Source organism: Brevibacillus brevis (assembly GCF_022026395.1).
Classification (GTDB): domain Bacteria; phylum Bacillota; class Bacilli; order Brevibacillales; family Brevibacillaceae; genus Brevibacillus.
The window spans coordinates 5,548,903-5,569,168 of record NZ_CP041767.1 but is presented as its reverse complement, the minus strand read 5'-3'; the positions used below and the strand labels follow the sequence as shown (position 1 = coordinate 5,569,168).

At 43.0% G+C, this 20,266-nt stretch carries 24 protein-coding genes; 22 read left to right on the top strand and 2 right to left on the bottom strand.

What is annotated here, in order from left to right:
- Positions 1 to 7 precede the first annotated feature (7 nt).
- From FO446_RS26305 to FO446_RS26230, 16 genes are all read left to right on the top strand, one after another.
- Positions 8 to 1,018 carry an NAD-dependent 4,6-dehydratase LegB gene (locus FO446_RS26305; RefSeq protein WP_237899505.1) on the top strand — a complete coding sequence of 337 codons (1,011 nt, stop codon included), beginning with the start codon at positions 8 to 10 and terminating at the stop codon, positions 1,016 to 1,018.
- Positions 1,015 to 2,202, top strand: coding sequence for a LegC family aminotransferase (locus tag FO446_RS26300; RefSeq protein WP_237899504.1), 1,188 nt, complete (start codon positions 1,015 to 1,017; stop codon positions 2,200 to 2,202). Before FO446_RS26305 ends, FO446_RS26300 begins: the two co-directional genes overlap by 4 nt.
- Positions 2,189 to 3,355: a UDP-N-acetylglucosamine 2-epimerase gene (neuC, locus tag FO446_RS26295; RefSeq protein ID WP_173612191.1), complete on the top strand. Its 1,167-nt coding sequence runs from the start codon at positions 2,189 to 2,191 to the stop codon at positions 3,353 to 3,355. The genes FO446_RS26300 and neuC overlap by 14 nt, the downstream gene beginning before the upstream one ends.
- Positions 3,356 to 3,389: 34 nt before the next feature.
- Positions 3,390 to 4,466, top strand: a complete 1,077-nt coding sequence (gene neuB / locus FO446_RS26290) for an N-acetylneuraminate synthase (protein WP_173612192.1) — start codon at positions 3,390 to 3,392, stop codon at positions 4,464 to 4,466.
- Positions 4,463 to 5,086 (top strand): acetyltransferase, encoded by a 624-nt coding sequence (locus tag FO446_RS26285; protein ID WP_237899503.1) that lies wholly within the window; start codon positions 4,463 to 4,465, stop codon positions 5,084 to 5,086. Before neuB ends, FO446_RS26285 begins: the two co-directional genes overlap by 4 nt.
- 21 nt (positions 5,087 to 5,107) lie before the next feature.
- Entirely contained in the window at positions 5,108 to 6,157 is a 1,050-nt protein-coding gene (locus FO446_RS26280) for a nucleotidyltransferase family protein (protein ID WP_173612194.1), read from the top strand.
- On the top strand, positions 6,154 to 7,062 hold the full coding sequence (locus tag FO446_RS26275; protein WP_173612195.1) for a Gfo/Idh/MocA family protein: 909 nt from the start codon (positions 6,154 to 6,156) through the stop codon (positions 7,060 to 7,062). Before FO446_RS26280 ends, FO446_RS26275 begins: the two co-directional genes overlap by 4 nt.
- Positions 7,059 to 7,778, top strand: a complete 720-nt coding sequence (locus tag FO446_RS26270; RefSeq protein ID WP_173612196.1) for an acylneuraminate cytidylyltransferase family protein — start codon at positions 7,059 to 7,061, stop codon at positions 7,776 to 7,778. The genes FO446_RS26275 and FO446_RS26270 overlap by 4 nt, the downstream gene beginning before the upstream one ends.
- Positions 7,759 to 8,586: an SDR family oxidoreductase gene (locus FO446_RS26265; protein WP_173612197.1), complete on the top strand. Its 828-nt coding sequence runs from the start codon at positions 7,759 to 7,761 to the stop codon at positions 8,584 to 8,586. Before FO446_RS26270 ends, FO446_RS26265 begins: the two co-directional genes overlap by 20 nt.
- 39 nt (positions 8,587 to 8,625) lie before the next feature.
- Positions 8,626 to 9,510, top strand: coding sequence for an SGNH/GDSL hydrolase family protein (locus FO446_RS26260; RefSeq protein ID WP_173612198.1), 885 nt, complete (start codon positions 8,626 to 8,628; stop codon positions 9,508 to 9,510).
- Complete coding sequence (locus FO446_RS26255; RefSeq protein ID WP_173612199.1) at positions 9,507 to 10,538, top strand: Gfo/Idh/MocA family protein; 1,032 nt, start codon at positions 9,507 to 9,509, stop codon at positions 10,536 to 10,538. The genes FO446_RS26260 and FO446_RS26255 overlap by 4 nt, the downstream gene beginning before the upstream one ends.
- Before the next feature lie 15 nt (positions 10,539 to 10,553).
- Complete coding sequence (locus FO446_RS26250; RefSeq protein WP_173612200.1) at positions 10,554 to 11,519, top strand: Gfo/Idh/MocA family protein; 966 nt, start codon at positions 10,554 to 10,556, stop codon at positions 11,517 to 11,519.
- Between the two features lie 83 nt (positions 11,520 to 11,602).
- Positions 11,603 to 11,938 carry a flagellar protein FlaG gene (gene flaG / locus FO446_RS26245; RefSeq protein ID WP_173612201.1) on the top strand — a complete coding sequence of 112 codons (336 nt, stop codon included), beginning with the start codon at positions 11,603 to 11,605 and terminating at the stop codon, positions 11,936 to 11,938.
- Between the two features lie 12 nt (positions 11,939 to 11,950).
- The gene (fliD, locus tag FO446_RS26240) at positions 11,951 to 13,426 is read left to right on the top strand and encodes a flagellar filament capping protein FliD (protein ID WP_173612202.1); all 1,476 of its coding nucleotides are present in this window, start codon (positions 11,951 to 11,953) and stop codon (positions 13,424 to 13,426) included.
- A gap of 15 nt (positions 13,427 to 13,441) precedes the next feature.
- Positions 13,442 to 13,819: a flagellar export chaperone FliS gene (gene fliS, locus FO446_RS26235; RefSeq protein ID WP_173612203.1), complete on the top strand. Its 378-nt coding sequence runs from the start codon at positions 13,442 to 13,444 to the stop codon at positions 13,817 to 13,819.
- A gap of 10 nt (positions 13,820 to 13,829) precedes the next feature.
- Positions 13,830 to 14,186, top strand: a complete 357-nt coding sequence (locus FO446_RS26230) for a flagellar protein FliT (protein WP_173612204.1) — start codon at positions 13,830 to 13,832, stop codon at positions 14,184 to 14,186.
- 36 nt (positions 14,187 to 14,222) lie between these two features.
- On the opposite strand, the gene FO446_RS26225 is transcribed toward FO446_RS26230, so the two are convergent.
- A complete protein-coding gene (locus FO446_RS26225) occupies positions 14,223 to 14,399 on the bottom strand; it encodes a putative motility protein (RefSeq protein WP_015893542.1) in 177 nt (58 codons plus the stop codon).
- A gap of 157 nt (positions 14,400 to 14,556) precedes the next feature.
- Between FO446_RS26225 and FO446_RS26220 the strand changes: the two genes are divergently transcribed.
- From FO446_RS26220 to FO446_RS26200, 5 genes are all read left to right on the top strand, one after another.
- Positions 14,557 to 15,366, top strand: coding sequence for a motility protein A (locus FO446_RS26220; RefSeq protein WP_173612205.1), 810 nt, complete (start codon positions 14,557 to 14,559; stop codon positions 15,364 to 15,366).
- The gene (locus FO446_RS26215) at positions 15,359 to 16,141 is read left to right on the top strand and encodes an OmpA family protein (RefSeq protein WP_221867383.1); all 783 of its coding nucleotides are present in this window, start codon (positions 15,359 to 15,361) and stop codon (positions 16,139 to 16,141) included. The genes FO446_RS26220 and FO446_RS26215 overlap by 8 nt, the downstream gene beginning before the upstream one ends.
- Before the next feature lie 292 nt (positions 16,142 to 16,433).
- Positions 16,434 to 17,237, top strand: a complete 804-nt coding sequence (locus FO446_RS26210) for a basic amino acid ABC transporter substrate-binding protein (RefSeq protein WP_221867384.1) — start codon at positions 16,434 to 16,436, stop codon at positions 17,235 to 17,237.
- Between the two features lie 88 nt (positions 17,238 to 17,325).
- Positions 17,326 to 18,000 carry an amino acid ABC transporter permease gene (locus FO446_RS26205; RefSeq protein WP_047069746.1) on the top strand — a complete coding sequence of 225 codons (675 nt, stop codon included), beginning with the start codon at positions 17,326 to 17,328 and terminating at the stop codon, positions 17,998 to 18,000.
- Between the two features lie 82 nt (positions 18,001 to 18,082).
- Positions 18,083 to 18,280: a cold shock domain-containing protein gene (locus tag FO446_RS26200; protein ID WP_047070322.1), complete on the top strand. Its 198-nt coding sequence runs from the start codon at positions 18,083 to 18,085 to the stop codon at positions 18,278 to 18,280.
- A gap of 65 nt (positions 18,281 to 18,345) precedes the next feature.
- Here the strand turns inward: FO446_RS26200 and FO446_RS26195 are convergent, their stop codons facing one another.
- Positions 18,346 to 19,398, bottom strand: a complete 1,053-nt coding sequence (locus FO446_RS26195; protein WP_173612208.1) for an HD-GYP domain-containing protein — start codon at positions 19,396 to 19,398, stop codon at positions 18,346 to 18,348.
- Positions 19,399 to 19,607: 209 nt separating this feature from the next.
- On the opposite strand from FO446_RS26195, the gene hpf reads away from it, so the two are divergent.
- On the top strand, positions 19,608 to 20,165 hold the full coding sequence (hpf, locus tag FO446_RS26190) for a ribosome hibernation-promoting factor, HPF/YfiA family (protein WP_015893536.1): 558 nt from the start codon (positions 19,608 to 19,610) through the stop codon (positions 20,163 to 20,165).
- Positions 20,166 to 20,266: the final 101 nt, after the last annotated feature.

The window sequence follows — 20,266 nt, the reverse complement described above, 5'->3', positions numbered from 1 at the left end:
TGATCTAATGGATTTGAAAAACAAAAAAATACTAGTAACAGGAGCAGATGGTTTCATCGGCTCACATTTAACAGAAGAACTAGTACGTCAAGGTCATGATGTAAAAACTTTCGTTTATTACAATTCATTTAATTCATGGGGATGGCTGGATCATTTACCGAAAGAAACCTTGAAAGGAATTGAGGTATTTGCCGGGGACATTCGTGATCCCTATGGAGTTAAACAAGCGATGAAGGGATGCGATGTTGTTCTTCATTTGGCTGCCTTAATTGCGATTCCATATTCTTATCATTCTCCAGAAACGTATGTGGACACGAACATAAAAGGTACATTGAACATACTGCAAGCTGCTCGAGAATTAAACGTGGAAAAAGTGGTACACACTTCAACCAGTGAAGTTTATGGAACTGCTCGTTTTGTCCCGATTACTGAAGAACATCCACTTCAAGGACAATCTCCTTATTCTGCGAGTAAAATTGGTGCCGACCAGATGGCGATGTCTTTCTTTAGCTCATTTGATTTGCCAGTATCCATAATCCGTCCTTTTAATACGTATGGTCCTAGGCAGTCAGCACGTGCGGTGATTCCTACAGTTATCACACAAATTGCCAATGGACAGAAAACCATTCAACTTGGTTCGCTTTCACCTACAAGAGACTTTAATTATGTGAAAGATACAGTTAGAGGATTTCTGTCGGTCGCTCAATCTGACAGATCCATTGGAGAAGTAATAAATATAGGAAGTAATTACGAGGTCTCAATCGGCCAGACAGTAGAGTTTATAGCAGAGTTAATGGGTGAAAAAATACACATTGAGACAGACAACCAGCGTATTCGTCCAGAGAAGAGCGAAGTAGAGCGCTTATGGGCGGATAATTCGAAGGCGAAGAATTTAACTGGATGGCACCCCGAATATGGGGGAGTAGAAGGTTTCAAACGGGGACTAAGTGAAACAATCGAGTGGTTCACTAATCCCGTTCATCTATCCCAATACAAGGCAGGGATTTATAACCTATGAGTCAGCTAACCTCGCTAGAACAAATAGTCGCCAAACTGAAAGAAGTCACCCATTTTGCGGACAAGTTTATTCCTTTGCATGAGCCATGCTTTCAAGGGAATGAGTGGAAGTATGTGAAAGAGTGTATAGATACTGGATGGGTATCATCAGTAGGAAAATACGTAGATCAGTTTGAAGAAAAGCTACAAGAATATACGGGGGTGAAGCGAGCTGTGGCCGTAATGAATGGCACGGCCGCTTTGCATATATGTCTGAAATTAGTTGGAGTAGAGCCGGAAGATGAAGTATTAATGCCGGCTCTCACGTTTATTGCTACGGCTAATGCAATTGCCTATTGTGGAGCGACCCCACATTTTATCGATAGCAGTTTTACTACTCTTGGTGTAGATCCCAAGAAATTAAATGATTATTTGCTTGAAATTGCAGAGATAAGGGGCAAGGAGTGCTTTAATAAAATAACTGGCAAAAGAATAAAAGCTGTCGTTCCTATGCATACATTTGGGCATCCTGTTGAATTAGATGAATTGATAGATGTATGCGAGAGGTTTCATCTTGAACTTGTAGAGGACGCAGCTGAATCACTAGGTTCCTATTACAAAGGGGTTCATACGGGAAATTTGGGACGTGTGTCGGCTCTCAGTTTTAATGGAAATAAAGTAATTACGACTGGTGGCGGAGGAGCAATATTAACGAACGATGAGGCCTTAGGCAAATACGCAAAGCATATTACAACAACTGCGAAAATGCCGCATAAATGGGCCTTTGAACATGACCAAATCGGTTACAATTATCGTCTTCCAAACATCAATGCAGCATTAGGATGCGCGCAATTAGAACAGTTGCCAATGTTTATTGAGCGGAAAAGGGCACTGGCACAAAAATATGCCCAGGTATTTGCGTCTATTCCTGAAATCACATTCTTTCATGAGCCCAAATTAGCGACGAGTAATTACTGGTTACATGTGCTTTTGCTATCGCCTGAGTTGGAGAAAAATCGTGATCAATTGCTGGAAATGACAAACGAACAAGGTTTGATGACTCGTCCCGCCTGGAAACTGCTTCACGAATTGCCAATGTATAAGAATGCTCCGAAGATGGATATCGTGGTAGCAAAACAGCTAGAAGAAAGAATCATAAATATTCCAAGCAGCTCTAACCTGGGGGCTAGTTATGTCACAACGTAAACTTTGTGTAGTTACAGGTACACGTGCCGAATATGGCCTTCTGTATCACCTTATGAAAGAAATACAAGAAGATACAGATTTGCAATTACAGATTATTGTAACTGGCATGCATTTATCTCCTGAATTTGGGTTGACTTATCGCTCGATAGAGCAGGATGGTTTTGCTATTGACGAAAAAATTGAAATGCTTTTATCCAGCGATACCTCGGTCGGAATTGCAACTTCGGTTGGCATAGGGACAATTGGGTTTTCACAGGCGTATGAACGTCTGAGACCTGATCTGGTCGTATTGCTTGGGGATCGTTTTGAGATTTTGGCTGCGGCTCAAGCTGCAATGATTGCAAGAATACCCATCGCTCATTTGCATGGAGGGGAAACAACCGAAGGAGTCATTGACGAATCGATAAGACACGCCGTGACCAAAATGTCGCAACTACACTTTGTAGCAGCAGATGAATACAGAAAAAGAGTCATTCAACTAGGTGAGAATCCAGATCGAGTGTTCAACGTGGGCGCAATTGGGCTTGATAATATACGAAAATTACCGCTTCTAAATAAGGAAGCCTTTGAAAAGTCTATCGATTTTGCTTTAAGCAAGCCAAGTTTTCTTATTACTTATCATCCCGTTACATTGAAGAAGAACCATTCTGAATCTGCAATGCTCGAGCTTTTACAAGCACTTGATCATTTTTCTGATGCAACCTGTATATTCACAAAGCCAAATGCGGATATGGGGGGACGCATCATTTGTGAAATGATCGATAGATACGTGGAGATTAATTCTTCCAGATGTGTTTCATTTACTTCTCTTGGGCAATTACGTTATTTAAGCGCACTGCAACATGTAGATGCCGTAATTGGAAATTCATCAAGTGGCATTATCGAAGTGCCTTTTTTTCAGAAGGGCACCGTTAATATCGGGGATCGCCAAAAAGGGAGGATTCGAGCGGAATCCGTTATTGATTGTGTAGAACAAAAAGATTCCATTATTTCAGCGATTAGACAGGCTCTCTCAAACGAGTTCCAGGAAAAGCTACGAAGTATGGAGTCTCCTTACGGTAAGGAATACGTTTCGGCGAAAGTGAAAAATGTACTGAAGGAAGTAAGCCTGGACAATTTGCTGCATAAAACTTTTTTTGACATCGAGGATTAGTAGAGATGTGCAAACATCTCTAGGAGGTACTATTATGACGAAGACATTTATTATTGCCGAAGCTGGTGTAAATCACAACGGATCTTTGGAGATGGCCAAAGAGCTCGTCTATTGTGCTGCAGAAGCAGGTGCTGATGCGGTGAAATTCCAGACGTTTAGGGCCAAAAGTATTATAAGTAAATATGCAGAAAAAGCCGATTATCAGAAGAGAACGACCGGTGTTGAAGAATCGCAATTAGAAATGGTGCAGAAATTGGAATTGTCGTTGGAAATGCATCATGAACTCGTAGAAACTTGTAAACAATGTAACATTAAATTTTTGTCCACCCCGTTCGATCTTGAAAGTGTAGACCTGTTGGCTGAGGAAATCGGTGTAGATTTACTTAAGCTACCTTCGGGAGAAATAACAAATGCGCCGCTTTTATTAAAAGCAGCTCTAACGGGGCTACCTATTATCCTCTCCACTGGAATGTCTAATCTAGGAGAAATAGAAGAGGCTCTAGGAGTTTTGGCTTTTGGCTACTTACGTTTCTCGCAGGCGCCATCTATCAGAGAGTTTCAAGAGGCGTATGCAAGTGAGGAGGGGCAACAAGTTCTTCGTGAAAAAGTAACGTTACTTCATTGTACAACTGAGTATCCAGCACCATATGTCGATGTGAACTTGAGGTCAATGGATACCTTGGCTGCGGCCTTTCAACTTCCAGTAGGATTCTCCGATCATACCGCTGGAATAGCTGTTCCGATTGCGGCTGTGGCTAGAGGTGCGCAGGTCATCGAGAAGCATTTTACGCTGGATAGAACTTTGCCAGGGCCTGATCATCAGGCCTCCCTAGAGGGGGCAGAACTCAAGCAAATGATTGATTCAATTCGGCAAGTGGAGCTATCGCTGGGTAAAGCGTATAAAATGCCTACACCTTCGGAACAAAAAAACAAATTTATCGCCCGCAAGAGCTTGGTTGCAGCATGTAGTATTCAAAAAGGTGAAATATTGACAATCGACAATCTAACTGCAAAACGACCAGGAACAGGTATTCCTCCGATTCGAATCTGGGACTTGATTGGGAAAGTCGCAAGTAAAGATTACGAACAAGATGAGTTGATTCAGGAATGAAGCCTGTAATTGTACTTGGTGGCGGTGGACATGCCAAAGTATTATTGGATACGTTAATTTTACAGGGTCATAATATCTTGGGATTCACGGACCTCCAGTCCCAAGCTAGCATATGGGGAATTCCGTATCTAGGTCATGATGTAGAGATCGAAAAATTTTCTCCCAAAGATTTGGTACTAGTAAATGGGATCGGTGCAGTCGGCAATAATTCAATCCGAAAGAAATTATTCTGTTTTTATAAAGAGCGGGGATACAGTTTCGCAAGTGTTATTCATCCAACTGCGATCATATCCCCTCGAGTAGTCATTGATGAAGGCGCTCAAATAATGGCTGGCGCTGTCGTGCAAGCAGATGTACATATAAGCGGTAATGTTATTGTAAATACACGAGCCTCTATTGATCATGATTGCAGGATTAATGACCATGTACACATAGCACCAGGGGCAACTCTTTCCGGTGGTGTACATATTGAAGAAGGTGCATTCGTTGGCGCTGGTGCTGTAGTTATTCAAGGTATTCAGATTGGGACAGGAAGTATTGTTGGGGCCGGAGCTGTTGTTATCAAGGATGTTCCGAAAAATAGAAAAGTAGCAGGTGTGCCTGCACACGTGATTGGATAAGCAACAAGAAAGGGGTGGGGAGTGGTGAATTGGAGAGACCTTTTGGTATCACCGCAAACGCCTATCATTCATACATTGGAAATTATCGATAAGAATGCCAGACAAATTGCTTTAGTTGCAGATGAAAATGATAGATTGCTCGGCACTGTAACAGATGGTGACATCCGGAGAGGCTTGCTAAAGGGAAGGGGGCTTCAAGATCCTACCTCCACAATTATGAATCCATATCCTACGGTAGCTTCTCCGTATGACTCAAAAGAGAATATCCTTGCCCTCATGAAAATCAAGCATCTTCATCAAATTCCGATTGTTGATGAAGACGGGCGAATTGTGCATGTAGAGATGTTAAATGACCTTTTGCGTCCGAAAAAAAAGGACAATTGGGTGGTTCTAATGGCCGGTGGATTGGGAACTCGCCTTCATCCATTAACGCATGATTGCCCCAAACCTTTATTGGCAGTTGGGAACAAGCCATTATTGGAAACGATTTTGCAGAGTTTCATTGATCAAGGATTCCATAAGTTTTATATCTCAGTGAAATACAAGGCAGAGATGATTCAGGACTATTTTGGCACCGGTGAGCGATGGGGTGTTACTATTTGCTATTTGCAAGAAAAGGAGTCATTGGGTACGGCAGGAGCATTAAGTTTATTGCCAGACAAGCCAGTGGAACCTTTTTTTGTCATGAACGGTGACTTACTAACAAAGGTGAATTTTGAACAACTATTAGATTTTCACAAGACGTATCAAGCAAAAGCAACAATGTGCGTTCGAGAGTACGAATATCAAGTTCCATATGGTGTTGTCCGGTTAGATAAGCATCGACTGACAGCTATAGAGGAAAAGCCGATTCAGCGATATTTTGTCAACGCAGGCATTTATGTCATGGATCCGCAAGTTTTAGAACACATTCCACATAATGAAAACTTGGATATGCCAAGTTTGTTTGAGCAATTGATGAAGCAAGAACAGCAAACAATCGCATTCCCGATTAGAGAGTATTGGTTGGATATTGGGCGCATTGCTGATTTTGAAAAAGCGAACAAAGAGTATATGGAGGTATTCAGTTGAGGGCGCTCGTCATTGGCTTTGGATCAATCGGAATGAGACATGCACGTGTATTGAGAGAGTTAGGGTGCAAAGTTTGTGTGGTTAGCAGTCGAGAGGTTGATTGGGATTGCTCCTACCACGCTCTTTCCGAAGCCTTGCAAAAAGAGAACCCTCAGTATGTTATTGTTGCAAATAAAACATCTGAGCATTATCAGACGCTTTTGGAATTAGAAAATCAAGGCTATAGAGGGAAGGTTCTTGTAGAGAAGCCGCTTTTTCATTTGGAAGCAAGTATGCCGCCTCATAGCTTTGACATTTTTGTTGGCTATAATCTCCGTTTCCATCCTGCAATTCAGAAGCTGAAAATGCTCATGCAGGGTCAAAAAATACTATCTCTTCATGTTTATACTGGTCAGTATCTTCCCCAATGGCGCCCTCACGCAGACTACCGAAAGACGTATTCAGCTAAGAAAAGTGAGGGTGGAGGGGTTCTCAGAGACTTGAGTCACGAGTTGGATTATGTAAATTGGTTATTAGATGGATGGGAAAGCTTAACCGCAGTCGGCGGGAAATTCAGCTCTTTAGAAATAGATAGTGATGATATTTACTCCATTATGCTAAAGACGAAGAAGTGTCCTATTGCAAGCATAAATATTAATTATATCGAGAAGAGTCCTAAGCGATTTATTATCGTGAATACAGATCAGGATACGATAAAAGTGGATATGATAGGAAATACATTAACCGTGAATGAACGGACAGAGCCATTTGAGGTTTCTAGAGATTATACATATAAAATGCAACATGAAGCGGTTTTGTCAGACAATGTATGGGATGTCTGTCATTCAGAAGAAGCAATGGATGTAATGAATATGATAAACGCAATTGAAGAGGCAAATGAGAAAAGGAGTTGGGTCTCGAAATGAAAAGGCTGTGCACGATTTGCGCAAGAGGAGGCTCAAAAGGGGTGAAGAATAAAAATATTCGTCCCTTGATGGATCGTCCTCTTATTGCATTTAGTATAAAACAGGCGAAACAATCGGGCTTGTTCGATTGCGTAGCAGTTAGTAGTGATTCTAGGGAAATACTGGAAGTAGCACGGGAATATGGGGCAGACATTCTTATTGAGAGACCCGATCAAATGGCAACGGATGAGTCAGCAAAACTTCCTGCTATTCAACATTGCGTTAGTGAAGTTGAAAAACAATTAAAGGTCACGTTTGGTACCCTTGTTGATTTGGATGCAACATCCCCGTTGCGAATAGTTGAGGATATTCAAGGAGCAGTTGAATTGTTGGAGAGGAAGCAGTGCTCCAATGTGATAACGGCTGCACCAGCTAGAAGATCACCCTACTTTAATTTAGTGGAGTTAAACACAAATGGATTTGTTCAACTATCAAAAAAGCTAGACCAAGCTATTGTAAGAAGACAAGATTCACCAAAATGCTATGACATGAATGCTTCGATATATGTTTGGAGTCGCGATGCGTTCTACGGGGCAAATTCGGTTTTTTATGAAGATACCATGCTTTTTGAAATGCCAGAGGAGCGGTCTATTGATATCGACTCTGAAGTTGATTTTATGTTTGTTGACTTTTTACTAAACCAAAAGAGGGATCTATATGAAACCTTATTCTTATAAAAAATTGTTCGATTTACAGGGAAAAACAGCAATTGTTACAGGCGGACTAGGTATCTTGGGAAGGCACTTCTGCAGAGGATTAGCCGAATTCGGAGCTAATGTCGCAGTAGTTGACCTTGATTTAGAAGGTGCGAGGGCATTTGCTCAAGAACTCGAGGCCTCGTATAGAGTAAAGTGCTTAGGTGTCTCTTGTGATGTTTCTTCTCAGCAGTCGGTTAATAAGATGGTAGAGGAAGTCGTAAATGCATTTGGGGAGATACATATTCTGCATAATAATGCTGCTAGTAAATCAAAGGATCTAGATGCTTTTTTTGCGCCATTTGAAGAATATTCAATGGAACAATGGCGGGAAATTATGTCTGTCAATATAGATGGCATGTTTTTAGTTGCACAAGCCGTTGGCAAGCAAATGGTCCTTCAGGGTAAGGGGGGCTCCATTATACAAACAGCCTCTATTTACGGAATTGTTGCACCGGATAATAGAATATACGATGGCTCGTTTTATTTGAACAGGCAAATTAATACCCCAGCAGTCTACTCCGCATCGAAATCATCTGTTCTTGGGCTGACGAAGTACTTGGCGACGTATTGGGCACCACAAGGGATTCGAGTCAATACACTCATACCTGGTGGTGTAGAAAGTGGCCAAAATGAGGAGTTTAAACAAAAATATTCGAATCGTGTACCTTTAGCAAGAATGGCGCAGCCAGAAGAGCTGGTAGGAGCATTGGTGTATCTAGCTTCAGATTCATCTAGTTATGTTACCGGCCAACAAATAGTAGTTGATGGCGGTTTGTCAGTCTGGTAATCGATCACTACTAATTACATCACAAAGTTGGGGATTAACATGAAAATAATCATACTTGGGGACTCGCTTGCCTTACCAAGGCCACATCGAATAAAAAGTTTCGATCCTGAAGTGGATAAAGAATTGGCCGTTCATTTTGATGAAACTTACGGTTGTTTGTTACAGAACGAACTACTGAACGCATACCCGACAGTTCGGTTTACTGTTACCAATCGTGCGCAACGGCTTACAACCATTAAGGATATAGCTGCCCAATTTGGCGATCATCTTTTTTACTTTCAGCCAGATGTTATCGTTATGCAGGTAGGCATTGTTGATTGCTGGATAAGAGATGAGCTTGGTGGTAAACAACTGGTCAATATTGTCGAATTTGAACAGCATTATCGTGCTATTCTTACCCTTTTGCAGAAACGGCCAGAAACCAAACTTATTGTCGTGGGAATTTGCCCTACTTCTATTAAGATGGAAAAGCGCTATCCAGGAATCCTGCAGCAGATAAACTTGTACAATCAAGTATTGAAGAGTGGAGAAAATCATCACCAAGTATTTTTTATGGAGATGGAGTCGTACATTAACAGTCACAATCCTCATGTCTATCTCTTGCCAGATGATCATCACTTGAATAAGAAAGGCAATGAATTAATCAGTAGACGTCTTGTAGAGATAATAAAGGCATTTCAAGAAAATGTTACAGGTTGCAAGATGTTTGAGACTGATGCGGAGCTTAGCTACAAGCATTTTATAAAATCGTATGAAATTTTTCCGTACTTTGGTGATAATTTATACAATTTGATTTACTTATCTTACCAAATGCAAGACTGGGGAAAGACAGTTGAGTATATAAAATTTGTTCGGATGAATCAAATACAGCATCCAGCCTTACCTCAACTTGTGGACATGATAAAGGAGCAAATGAACTCATGAGTATGAGTACCATAGGGATTATTGGCTTAGGACCGATGGGACATAGGTACGTAGAAGCAATTCAAATGTTGCCTGAACCAGTTAAAATCGCTGTTACAGATCTAAGAACAGATGTGATCGAACAAGCAAAGGCAAAGTATCCGAAACAGGAATTTAGTGTCTACACCAATCATGAGGACATGTTGAAGAGTGAGCAGCTAGATGTCTTGATTATCGCTACAAATGGACCTAGTCATTACTCTTTGTTTTTAGATGCAATAAAATTTGGAGTTAACAGGGTTATCTGTGAGAAACCTATTGCCACTTCAATTCACCAGGCGCAAGAAATGGTGTCGATTGCACGTGAAAAAGGAGTGAAGCTAGCTGTCAATCATGGTCGGAGATGGGCGGCTGACTACTTACTTTTACGGGAAAAATTGAAATCTGGCGTTATCGGTCCTGTAGAAAGCATGATGTTTTCTATGGGAGGTGGTCAAATGGGGTGTAATGGTACTCACTTTATTGATCTTGCCAGTTTCCTATTGGACGATAAGGTTGAACAAGTATGCGGATTTTTAAATGATGAAGGTGTACCGAATCCAAGAGGAGCAAATTTTAAAGACCCTGGTGGATATGCCATTATACACTTCAGTGCTGGAACTCGTATGTTCTTTGAATTAACCGAAGATCTTGGCATTCCTCCTGTGCTAGTTATTAACGGGAAATATGGGCGGATTACTGTTAACGAGCTCCAACGATCTTATTTTATAGAAGCGCGGAATGAGCAGGATCGGGAACTTCCTGTCACTCGTTATGGGACACCTTTACATGAAACGCAAACGTGTAAACTGGAGTTAAACATTATTGAGTTTTGCCAAAATCTATTAATGAACATGTTACAGGACCACATACCAGCCAATCCTCAATTTGCTGTCGATGCGTTAGAAACAGTCATTGGGATTCATTACTCTCACCACTTAGGTAACAAAGTAATCAATTTACCTATAACCGATGAAGAATATTGTAACAAACTGTTTTCGTTTACGTAGTGAGGGGGGAGACAGATGATATCGCTAGGAATAATAGGTACGGGGTCAATAGCCCCCCATTATATACAAGCCATCCATTGGTTAAATCAACACAGAGAAACGGAAATAAAAGTAATTGCAGCTGTTAATCGCACAGAAGCCAGTAATGAAAGAGCAAGAAATGTGCTAGGCATCCCAAAAACTTACACTAGTATTCACGATATGATTTCTGCGGAGAAACTGGACGGTATTATCGTTGCTGTTCCTTTTCCTAGCATTTATGAAGTAACTATGAATCTAATTCCTACGCGGATTCCCCTGCTAATTGAAAAACCGCCGGGTCTAACTATGGAGCAAACCCGACAATTGTCGCAGTTAGCGAGAATGCATCAGGCAAGTGTAATGGTAGGATTTAACCGCCGCTTCTATAGTGTAGTCGATCAAGCGAAACGACTGATAGAAGAATCAGGCGGTCTGCTGGGAATGAGAATGGATGTTTTTGAACGCTATAGACTATTGCGAGAAAACGGTTATCCTTCAGAGAAATTAGAGAAGCTGTTCACAGCTAATAGTATTCATTGCATAGATTTAATACGCTATTACTGCGGGGATCTTGATGCCATTCATGCTTTTTCTAATCAATCGTCTGAGGAGCCTTTTAATCATCGATATGCAGCATTGATCGTCGCAAAGAGGAACATACCGATTACATTCCAAGCGTATTGGCATTCAATGGGGAACTGGAATTACGAATTGTATTTGCAGGATGGAAAAATTCAGTTTACCAATATGGAAGAGGCACTAGTTTCTTTTCGAAATAAAGAGCCTTATCGTTTAACCCCCAATCAAGTGGATCGGGATACAAAGCCAGGATTTGCTGAACAAATGATGCATTTCTTGAATCAGGTAATACACTTCTCCGGTAATGCAGGTTATGAAGGTGAAATGTCCATCCATGACGCAGTAAATACGATGGCTCTCGTAGAATCGTTGCAAACGTAAAATAATATAAATAGAGAAGGTAAAGCTTTTTCCCGAAAAAACCGATAACTATCTTAGGAAAAAAATCCTAAGGAGGATTGAGTATGGACGTTGGATCAGTACAAGGATTCGGGAAATCGAAAGCGCATAATAATTTTCCTCAAACGAATAGTCAGCCTCAGGAGCAATCGGTACCGGTAAAAGAACATCAGCAGAATAATAAGAATCTAGAACAAGAAATAGCTGGCATAAATAAATGGCTTCAATCAACTAGCTCGCATGTGAAGTTTACCCTTCATGAAGATCTCAATGAATACTATGTGCAGGTCATCAACGATCAAACAAATGAGGTCATTCGTGAAATTCCTTCAAAAAAAGTAATGGACATGGTTGCGAAGATGCATGAAATGATCGGAATACTAGTGGACGAGAAAAGATAGGAGGTAAGTAAGATGGGAATCCGTTTGTCAGGTATGGCTTCAGGAATGGATACGGAGAAAATTATTAAAGATTTGATGAAGGCTCAAAGAGAGCCTGTTAATCGTTTGCAACGTACTAAGTACAGTACTGAGTGGAAACGTGATGCTTACCGAGAGATGAATACGGTCTTTGCAGATTTTCAAAACTCGGTGAAAAATCTGCGTTTGTCTAGTAGCTTTAACAAAAAAGTAGCGACATCCGAAAATGACTCTATCGCTTCAGTAAAAGTTGTGGGGCAGACATCATTGTCCAGTTATACGATAGAGATAGAAAACCCGGCAGTAGTTGGAAAACCTGCTACTGCTGCGTTTACTTCAACTTTACCTGATACGAAGACAGCTATCGGGTCAACATTTGACTTAACACTCAAAAAGGATTCAAGTGCGGCAAGTACAGTTGTTAAAATTGAGGATAAAGATACGATTGAAACGATTATCGGTAAAATTAACAGCTCTAACTCAGGTGTGAAAGCTACCTATTTCAATAATCAATTCGTATTGTCTTCAGATGATGGTAGTAATTTTACTGTACAGGCTCCAGCTGGGAATAGTTTAGGATTGAAGGATGCAACCGCGACGAAAACAGATGGCACACCTGCTTCCTTTAAAATTAATGGAGTATCCTACACATCTGATAAAAATACAATTACTTTCGATGGCATGGAAATTTCATTGAAGCAAGCCAACAAAAATGCGCCAATAACGATTAATACGAAGTCTGACGAAGATACGATTTACAACATGGTGAAAGATTTCGTCGACAAGTACAATGCTGTCCTTGAAACGGTTAATAAAAAGATTTCAGAACCAAAGTACAAGGGTTACCAGCCGTTGTTGGATGAGGAAAAAGAAGCATTACCTGAAAAAACGGCTGAGAAAATGGATCTCATGGCAAAAAGTGGTATACTTCTGCGGGATCCCATTCTATCAAGTGCCTTAAGTGAACTTCGCAGAGCTACAAGTACTCCTTTGCAAATCGATGGTGTAAATAAAGCTTTTGATACATTATCCGAAATCGGTATTGGCGGTCCACCAAGCGGGAAAAACGCATATCAAGAAAACGGAAAGTTGTTCATCAATGAAACCAAACTTCGCGAGGCAATTCGGAACAATGGCGAAGATGTAATGAAACTGTTTACAAGTTTCAGCAATGAAAAAAATGACCTTGGAAAAAAATATAATGAGAGTGGCGTTGCTGAGCGCTTGTACGGTCAATTGAGTGAGGTCATGGATAAAATAAAAATCGAAGCTGGGTCATCTGGATCTATTTACGACGATAGCTATCTTTCTAAAAAAATCGAGCAAACCAACAAAGACATAGATCGTTGGGAAGATCGCCTTAAAATGATCGAGAACCGTTATTGGAAACAATTCTCTTCAATGGAAAAAGCTATGTCCAAGTCACAATCACAAGGCTCATGGTTTGCACAAATGCTAGGCCAGCGTTAAGAAGGAGTGATGCAGATGTTACAGAATGCTGCTCAGGCGTACCAATCAAATCAAGCAACAACCGCAACTCCTGCCGATTTAACACTGATGCTCTATAACGGTGCGCTAAAGTTTATCAAACAAGCCAAAAGCGCAATCGAGGAAAAAAATGTAGCGAAAGCTCATGAGGCATCACTCAAAGTACAGAACATCTTGTACGAACTAATGTCTACCTTAAAAAGTGAATACGAAATCTCGAAAGAATTCGGTATGCTCTATGAATATATGCTCCAGCGTACAATCGAGGCAAACATTCGGAAGGATCTCGATATACTGAATGAAGTGGAAGATTTGTTCATCCAATTCCGTGATACATGGAAAGAAGCTATGCAATTAGCAAAAAGGCAAGGGTAAGGAAATACACATGGAAATGACAATAAATGCTCTCTTGGGGGAGTTGCTTCAGGCTACCCAACGCCTAGAGCAGACTGTGACGCTGAAAGATTCAGACGCTGAGGAATGGCTTGCGATACTCGACGAGCGAGAAGTATTGATCGGCACTTTGAAAGAACGTGTAGAAGAGGTGGAGTTGACACCCGCCCAACGTGTGCAAATGGTAGAGATTCACGAGATCAACCAACGCGTAATTCCTTTGATCGAAGGGCGGAAGCAAGGCGTCCAGCAACAACTTAACACCCTCCAACGCAGCAAGCTCGCAATGAATACGTACAACGAAGCAGGTCCAAACGGCTATGGTGCCTTTTTCGACCGCAAAAAGTAAAAACGGCCGGGGAACCGGCCGTTTTCTTTTCACCACTTATGCACGAATATCGATCGTTTTTCCAAGAGATGGATGACTTGCCTGAGCCGCTTGAACATTTTGCTGCGTCTTAGCAAAACCCTCCAACATGATGGAAGCTTGTGCTTGCGCAGTCTCCTGCACTTGCTTCGTCAAGCTAATAGTAACAGCTTGCTTTAATTGTACGGCATTCACAGATGATCACCTCTTTACTAGAATTACTTTCTTTATCATTATCGACATTTTCTATACCAAGCTTCACTATAACCATGACTCTATTCTCTCATCTTTTTACCACCATCTGCTATACTTTAAGAACAACTTGTTGAAAAACTAGGAAGGTGAAACACTTGTGTCCACAAAACGCCGCTCACTCGTCTTAATCGGAGCCGTCCTCCTCATCTTCATACACGCGGTCTACCTAAACGGAACCTTATCGGACCTCCTCAATGTAACCGCCATCGAGCTAGTCGCGCTCTCCGTAGTCATGTCTTACGCAGTCAAACGCAAGCATCTCGACTTGAAAAAAATCTGGCGCCTGCTCATCCACGGCCGGCAAAGCAACGTTGAAGAAACGATCAAGCGCTTTTACTACTACGCGCTCGTCCAGAAGGAACAGGGCTATATCGCGCTCGAAAAGGAACTGCACCAGGAACCCGATTCATTTGTCCAACGCGGATGCTTGCTGGCGGTCGAGGGTGTTCCGGAAGAAGAGCTGCGTCTGATCCTGGAGAACGAACTCAAGGGCGAGCAGTATCGTTACCAACAGTCAGCAGGGTTCTTCCGCCTCATTAGTTTGCTGGCACCAGGGATGGGGTTGGTCGGTACGCTCTTGGGGATGACGGGCGTACTGAAGTCGCTCGAAGACATGGCCTTGACCGGACACAGTCTGAGCGCAGCGGTCGTAGCGACGCTGTATGGCGCGCTCTTGGCGAACTTGTTCGCGCTGCCTTGCTACTACCGCCTGATGGACTTGTACGACCGGGAAATGTTTGAAAAGCGTCTTTTTATCGAAGGTTGTGTTGGTCTCCAGCGCATGGAGACACCACGCTTGTTGTTTGAAAAGCTGAACTCATTCTTGCCAGGTGACCAAAAGCTGGTGCTGATTAAAGAAGCAGGTAGCATGAAGGGCACGATTGAAAGGCAGGACCGCTATGCATGACGAACGGTTATACGACGAAAAAGAGCTAGAAAAAAGCTGGCTGCTTAGCTACAGTGACTTGATTACGCTGTTGTTCGTGATCGTGATTATTATTGCGGCGATGCAGACGAAGAGCATTCAGTCACAAAAGGAAGATGTCCAAAAGGAAAAAGCGAGCTTGAAGCAGGTGCATGAGAGTCTCGACCTGCTCAACCTGCAAAAGCTGGAGCTGCAGCGAGAGGTCTACCAATTGGAGGCTCGCCAGAAGGAGCTCAAGGGCGAAAAAGTAAAAGAAGGCTCCGAAGACACCGTAAACGTGCCGAAGCCGCCAATGGGCATGTCTGACTCGAGTGAGCGCGATATGGAGACGGTACGCAACCAGCTATCCTCCGCTTTGGCTGAGCTGAATCTCGACTACGAGGAGACCGAAGAAGGCTTGCGTATCCGTTTGCCGGAAACGATTTTGTTTACGAGTGGTTCGGCAGACCTACAGGCCCAAGGGAAGCAAGTCGTCGGGACGGTAGCGGGGGTGTTGAAGCGCTTTGAGCACAAGGTGCGAATCGAGGGCTATACAGATGATGTGCCGATCTTGCGCAGTTCCTTCCAATCCAACTGGGAGCTGTCTTCGGCGCGTGCGATCTCTGTCATGCGTGAAATGGTGGATGCAAACTCCTTACCGGCGTCTCGGTTTACCGTGGCTGGCTTGGGTGAATACAAACCGCTTGTGGACAACTCCAACGCGGAGAACCGTGCGAAAAATCGTCGGGTAGAGATCGTGATTTTGGGGGAAAAATAATAATTCATTATTTTCAGATAAAAGCAGGATTTTTATATGCAGGATAGAACTATATCCCGTATATATGAATCCTGTTTTTTTGCTGCTAGATCCACTTATTCTCCCATTTCGTTCTCCTTACCTTCGTACTAAAGTGGCAGAATATACAGGAAAATAGTTATACCCAGCTTGTGCACAAGGGTATGTGGATAATGTGGATAACTCTGTGGAGAACGCAAAAAATCCGTAATTTCCATGTGGACATTGCTGGGGACAAAATGGGCAGATAGTGAGTCACAAGGGGGATTTCGAAATGCGTATCGGGACAAATTGGTTCAAATCGCTCGCGTTGGTCGTCGGTGTGGGGGTACTCCTCGCAGGCTGTGGATCGGGTGGTCAGCAAACGTCTGGCAGTGGCGGAGCAAGTGGTGGCTCGGGTGACAAGGTGTACGTAGTCGGTACAGATGCGGCATATCCACCGTTCCAAATGCTTGAGGCTGACAAGATTAGTGGCCACGACATCGATGTGATGAACGCGATCGCAGAAGCTGGCGGATTCAAGATTGAGTGGAAAAACACAGGGTGGGACCCGCTTTTTGATGGACTGGACAAAGGGACGGTTGATATTGGGATCTCGTCCATTACGATCACGGAGAAGCGCAAGGAGAAATACGATTTTTCGGACTCATACTTTGAAGCGAATCAACTCATTCTGGTAGCGGAAGATTCTCCAGTGACGAAGCTGGCAGATTTGAAAGGAAAGAAGATCGGGGTTCAAGCTGCGACCACGGGTGAAGAAGTGGTCAAAAAAGCGTTTGGAGATACGTATGAAGGCTTGAAGGGCTATGACGATATGCCATCTTCCGTCGATGACTTCTTTAATGGTCGAGTCGATGCAGTGATTGGCGACAATGGCGTTTTGTCATACTACGTGAATAAAGTAAAAGATAAGAAGTTTAAGCTGATAAAAGATGATTCCTTTGAAAAGGAATTTTACGGAATTATCGTGAAAAAGGGCAATGCCGATGCGATGAACAAAATCAACGACGGATTAAAAAAGATAAAAGAAAATGGAAAGCTGCAGGAAATTTACACCCAGTACTTTGGCAATAAGTAGGCAGCAAAATGGCCGGGTGCGTCTGTCGACGTAGCCGGCGTTTGTTCGCAGCTTGGCTTGCTGACATGAAGAAGGGAGGATTTTGCCATTGGACTGGAGTGTCATCTACGACTACCGTGAACTGTTTATCCGAGGCATTATTAATACGATTTTACTTACGGCAGTGGCTACGGTTTGCGGAACTTTTTTGGGGTTGTTCATCAGCTTGGGCAAAATGTCCTCCAAGCGAATCTTGCGTTGGACCTGTTCGATTTACGTAGAGCTGTTTCGGGGAACTCCGATGCTGGTCCAAATTTTGCTGATTCATTTTGCGGTGATTCCGTCGATTTGGGGTATTCTGTACCCAGGAGCGAGTAGCCCTGAAGCGATTTATTCAGGCTTCGTCGCGCTTTCACTCAATGCGGCTGCCTATATGGCGGAAATCTTTCGAGCTGGTATCCAATCGATTGATCCGGGGCAAATGGAAGCGGCACGATCACTTGGCATGAACAAGGGGCTTGCCATGCGCCAAATTATACTTCCGCAAGCGTTTACGCGAATGCTGCCCGCGATCGGAAATGAGTTTATTGCTCTTTTGAAAGATTCATCCCTTTTGGCAGTAATCGCGACACCGGAATTAAACTATGCAGCCATGAACGTGGCAAAAAGTACATTTGAGCGCTACCCCCCGTATTTAACGGAAGCGGCAGTTTACCTGGTACTTACGCTGTTCTTGTCCCGTGTAGTCGTGAGAGGACTAGAGAAAAAATATTCCACGCGGTAATGCGTGTGTAGAATGATTCGCCTGAATTGGGGAAAGCTAGGCTTGATTTTTATTTTCACAAAAGAAAGGGTTGTGCTGTTTCATGCAAGGCAAAGTAAAATGGTTTAATGCAGAAAAAGGGTTTGGATTTATTGAGCGAGAAGACGGTGATGACGTATTTGTCCATTTTTCGGCGATTCAGTCTGATGGATTTCGTTCGTTAGATGAGGGACAGGCTGTAGAATTCGACATTGTGGAAGGGGACCGCGGTCCACAAGCGGCGAACGTCGTGAAGTTATAAACGAAACAATAGCAAAATCCCCCTGGTTCCTTGATCGGACAGGGGGATTCGTTTTTTCCACGTGTTTAACTGATCATTCTTTGAATGCGTAGGGAACGCTGGAGTCTCAGGTCTATAAAATCATTCCCTCTACGAACGAGAGGCCGCATAGGCTCATCAGTATGAATCATAATGATTTCGACGTGGTCGCCATTGTTCAAAAGCGCATGGGAGCCGACGTAAAGCAAGATAATGTAATGGATAAAACGAGATACAATCATCGGATTTAATTGGCCTGTACAAGCTGACTCCCACAGAACATTCGCGGCTTCAAAGGGAGAGGTTCCCTTCCGATACACGCGGTCTGTGCATATCGCATCAAATGTGTCTGCGACACTGATGATTTGGCATTCAAAAGGGATGCCATCTTTTTTTTGTCCGAGAGGATATCCACTTCCATCCCAACGTTCGTGGTGCATCAGAGCGCATTGTGCCAGCAAGTCGTCGGCATCGTCCATGGTGCGCAGGAGCTCGTAGCCGTATACGGTATGCTTTTTCATAATCGTATACTCTTCGTCTGTCAGACGTTCTGGCTTGGACAGCAGCTCATCGGGAATTTTCATCTTGCCGATGTCATGGAGAAGACCTGCAAGGCCCAAGAAATGAACATCACGTTGCGGCAATCCTATGATTTTTCCGATTAAGGCTGCCACGATACCTACATGCAGGGAGTGGCGATACGTATAACTTTCTGTTCCTTCATTCAAATAAATGAAGCGCAGAAACCTCATGTGATGAAGAACTTGGTCGAGCATCGGATGAACAGCGTCGCTAAATTGTTGCAGTCTGGGAGTATCCCCATTTGCGAGCTGGTTAAATAAATACTCGGTTTTTTGTACGGCTACCATATAGGCCTTTGCAGCCTCTGCCTCACTCCAATGAAGGAGAGGAAAAGGCATTTCGGGTGCTTCCGAGTCAGTCGTAACGTGTACGGCTTCCACTTGATGAGCCTCTAGCAGTCGGATATCACTAAGATGAAGGTTTGCACCAGCGGGTAATAAAAGCAGACCGTATTCATTGTAGACGTCTTGAGCGAGCGTTGTTCCGATAAGTGAATGGGAAGGTTTTACCTCGGCCATGAGGATTCCTCCAGTGCGATGTACGACCGCGATATAAGATAGGATGACTACCTCTCCTATTATAGCATAGGGAATCTAGTAAGTATTGGTAAAATAATGTCGGATATTGATGGTTTGTAAAAGATTTGCAAAGATTTTTTTAAGCAGAGTGGAAGGATTATTTACAGAGGTGGCGAATAAGTATGTATAGACGGAAGGAGGTTGGAACCATGAAATTTAACATTCGTGGAGAAAACATTCAAGTCACCGCTGCACTTAGAGAATATGTCGAAAAGAAAGTCGGCCGTCTGGAAAAATATTTTGAAACGCCACAGCCTACAGAAGTACAAGTCACCATGCATGTACATCGCGGAGAAGGCACGATCGAGGTAACTATCCCGCTGAGTGGGGTCATTATCCGAGCGGAGGAAACGCACGAAGATATGTATGCTGCTATCGATCTGGTAGTAGAAAAGCTGGAACGTCAGATTCGCAAACACAAAACGAAGCTGATGAGGAAGCTTCGAGTGGATTCGACAGGAAGAATCGCACAGCGTGAGAGTCAGCCAGTAGCAGTCATGATCCCTGATGTGGATGAGGAAGATATCGACATCGATATCGTTCGAACCAAACGCTTCGATCTGAAGCCGATGGATGCACAGGAAGCGGTCATGCAGATGGATATGCTGGGACACAGCTTCTTCGTTTTCCAAAACAGTGACACCAATGACGTCAGTGTGGTATATCGCCGCAATGATGGGCGTTACGGATTGATTGAACCAAAATAACGAAACTTTACACATTCTCATTCGTATAAGACTAGGGAGTTGCTATTGGCAACTCCCTTTACTTGTGTAGAGGATGCTCTATTTGATAAAATATCTTTTTA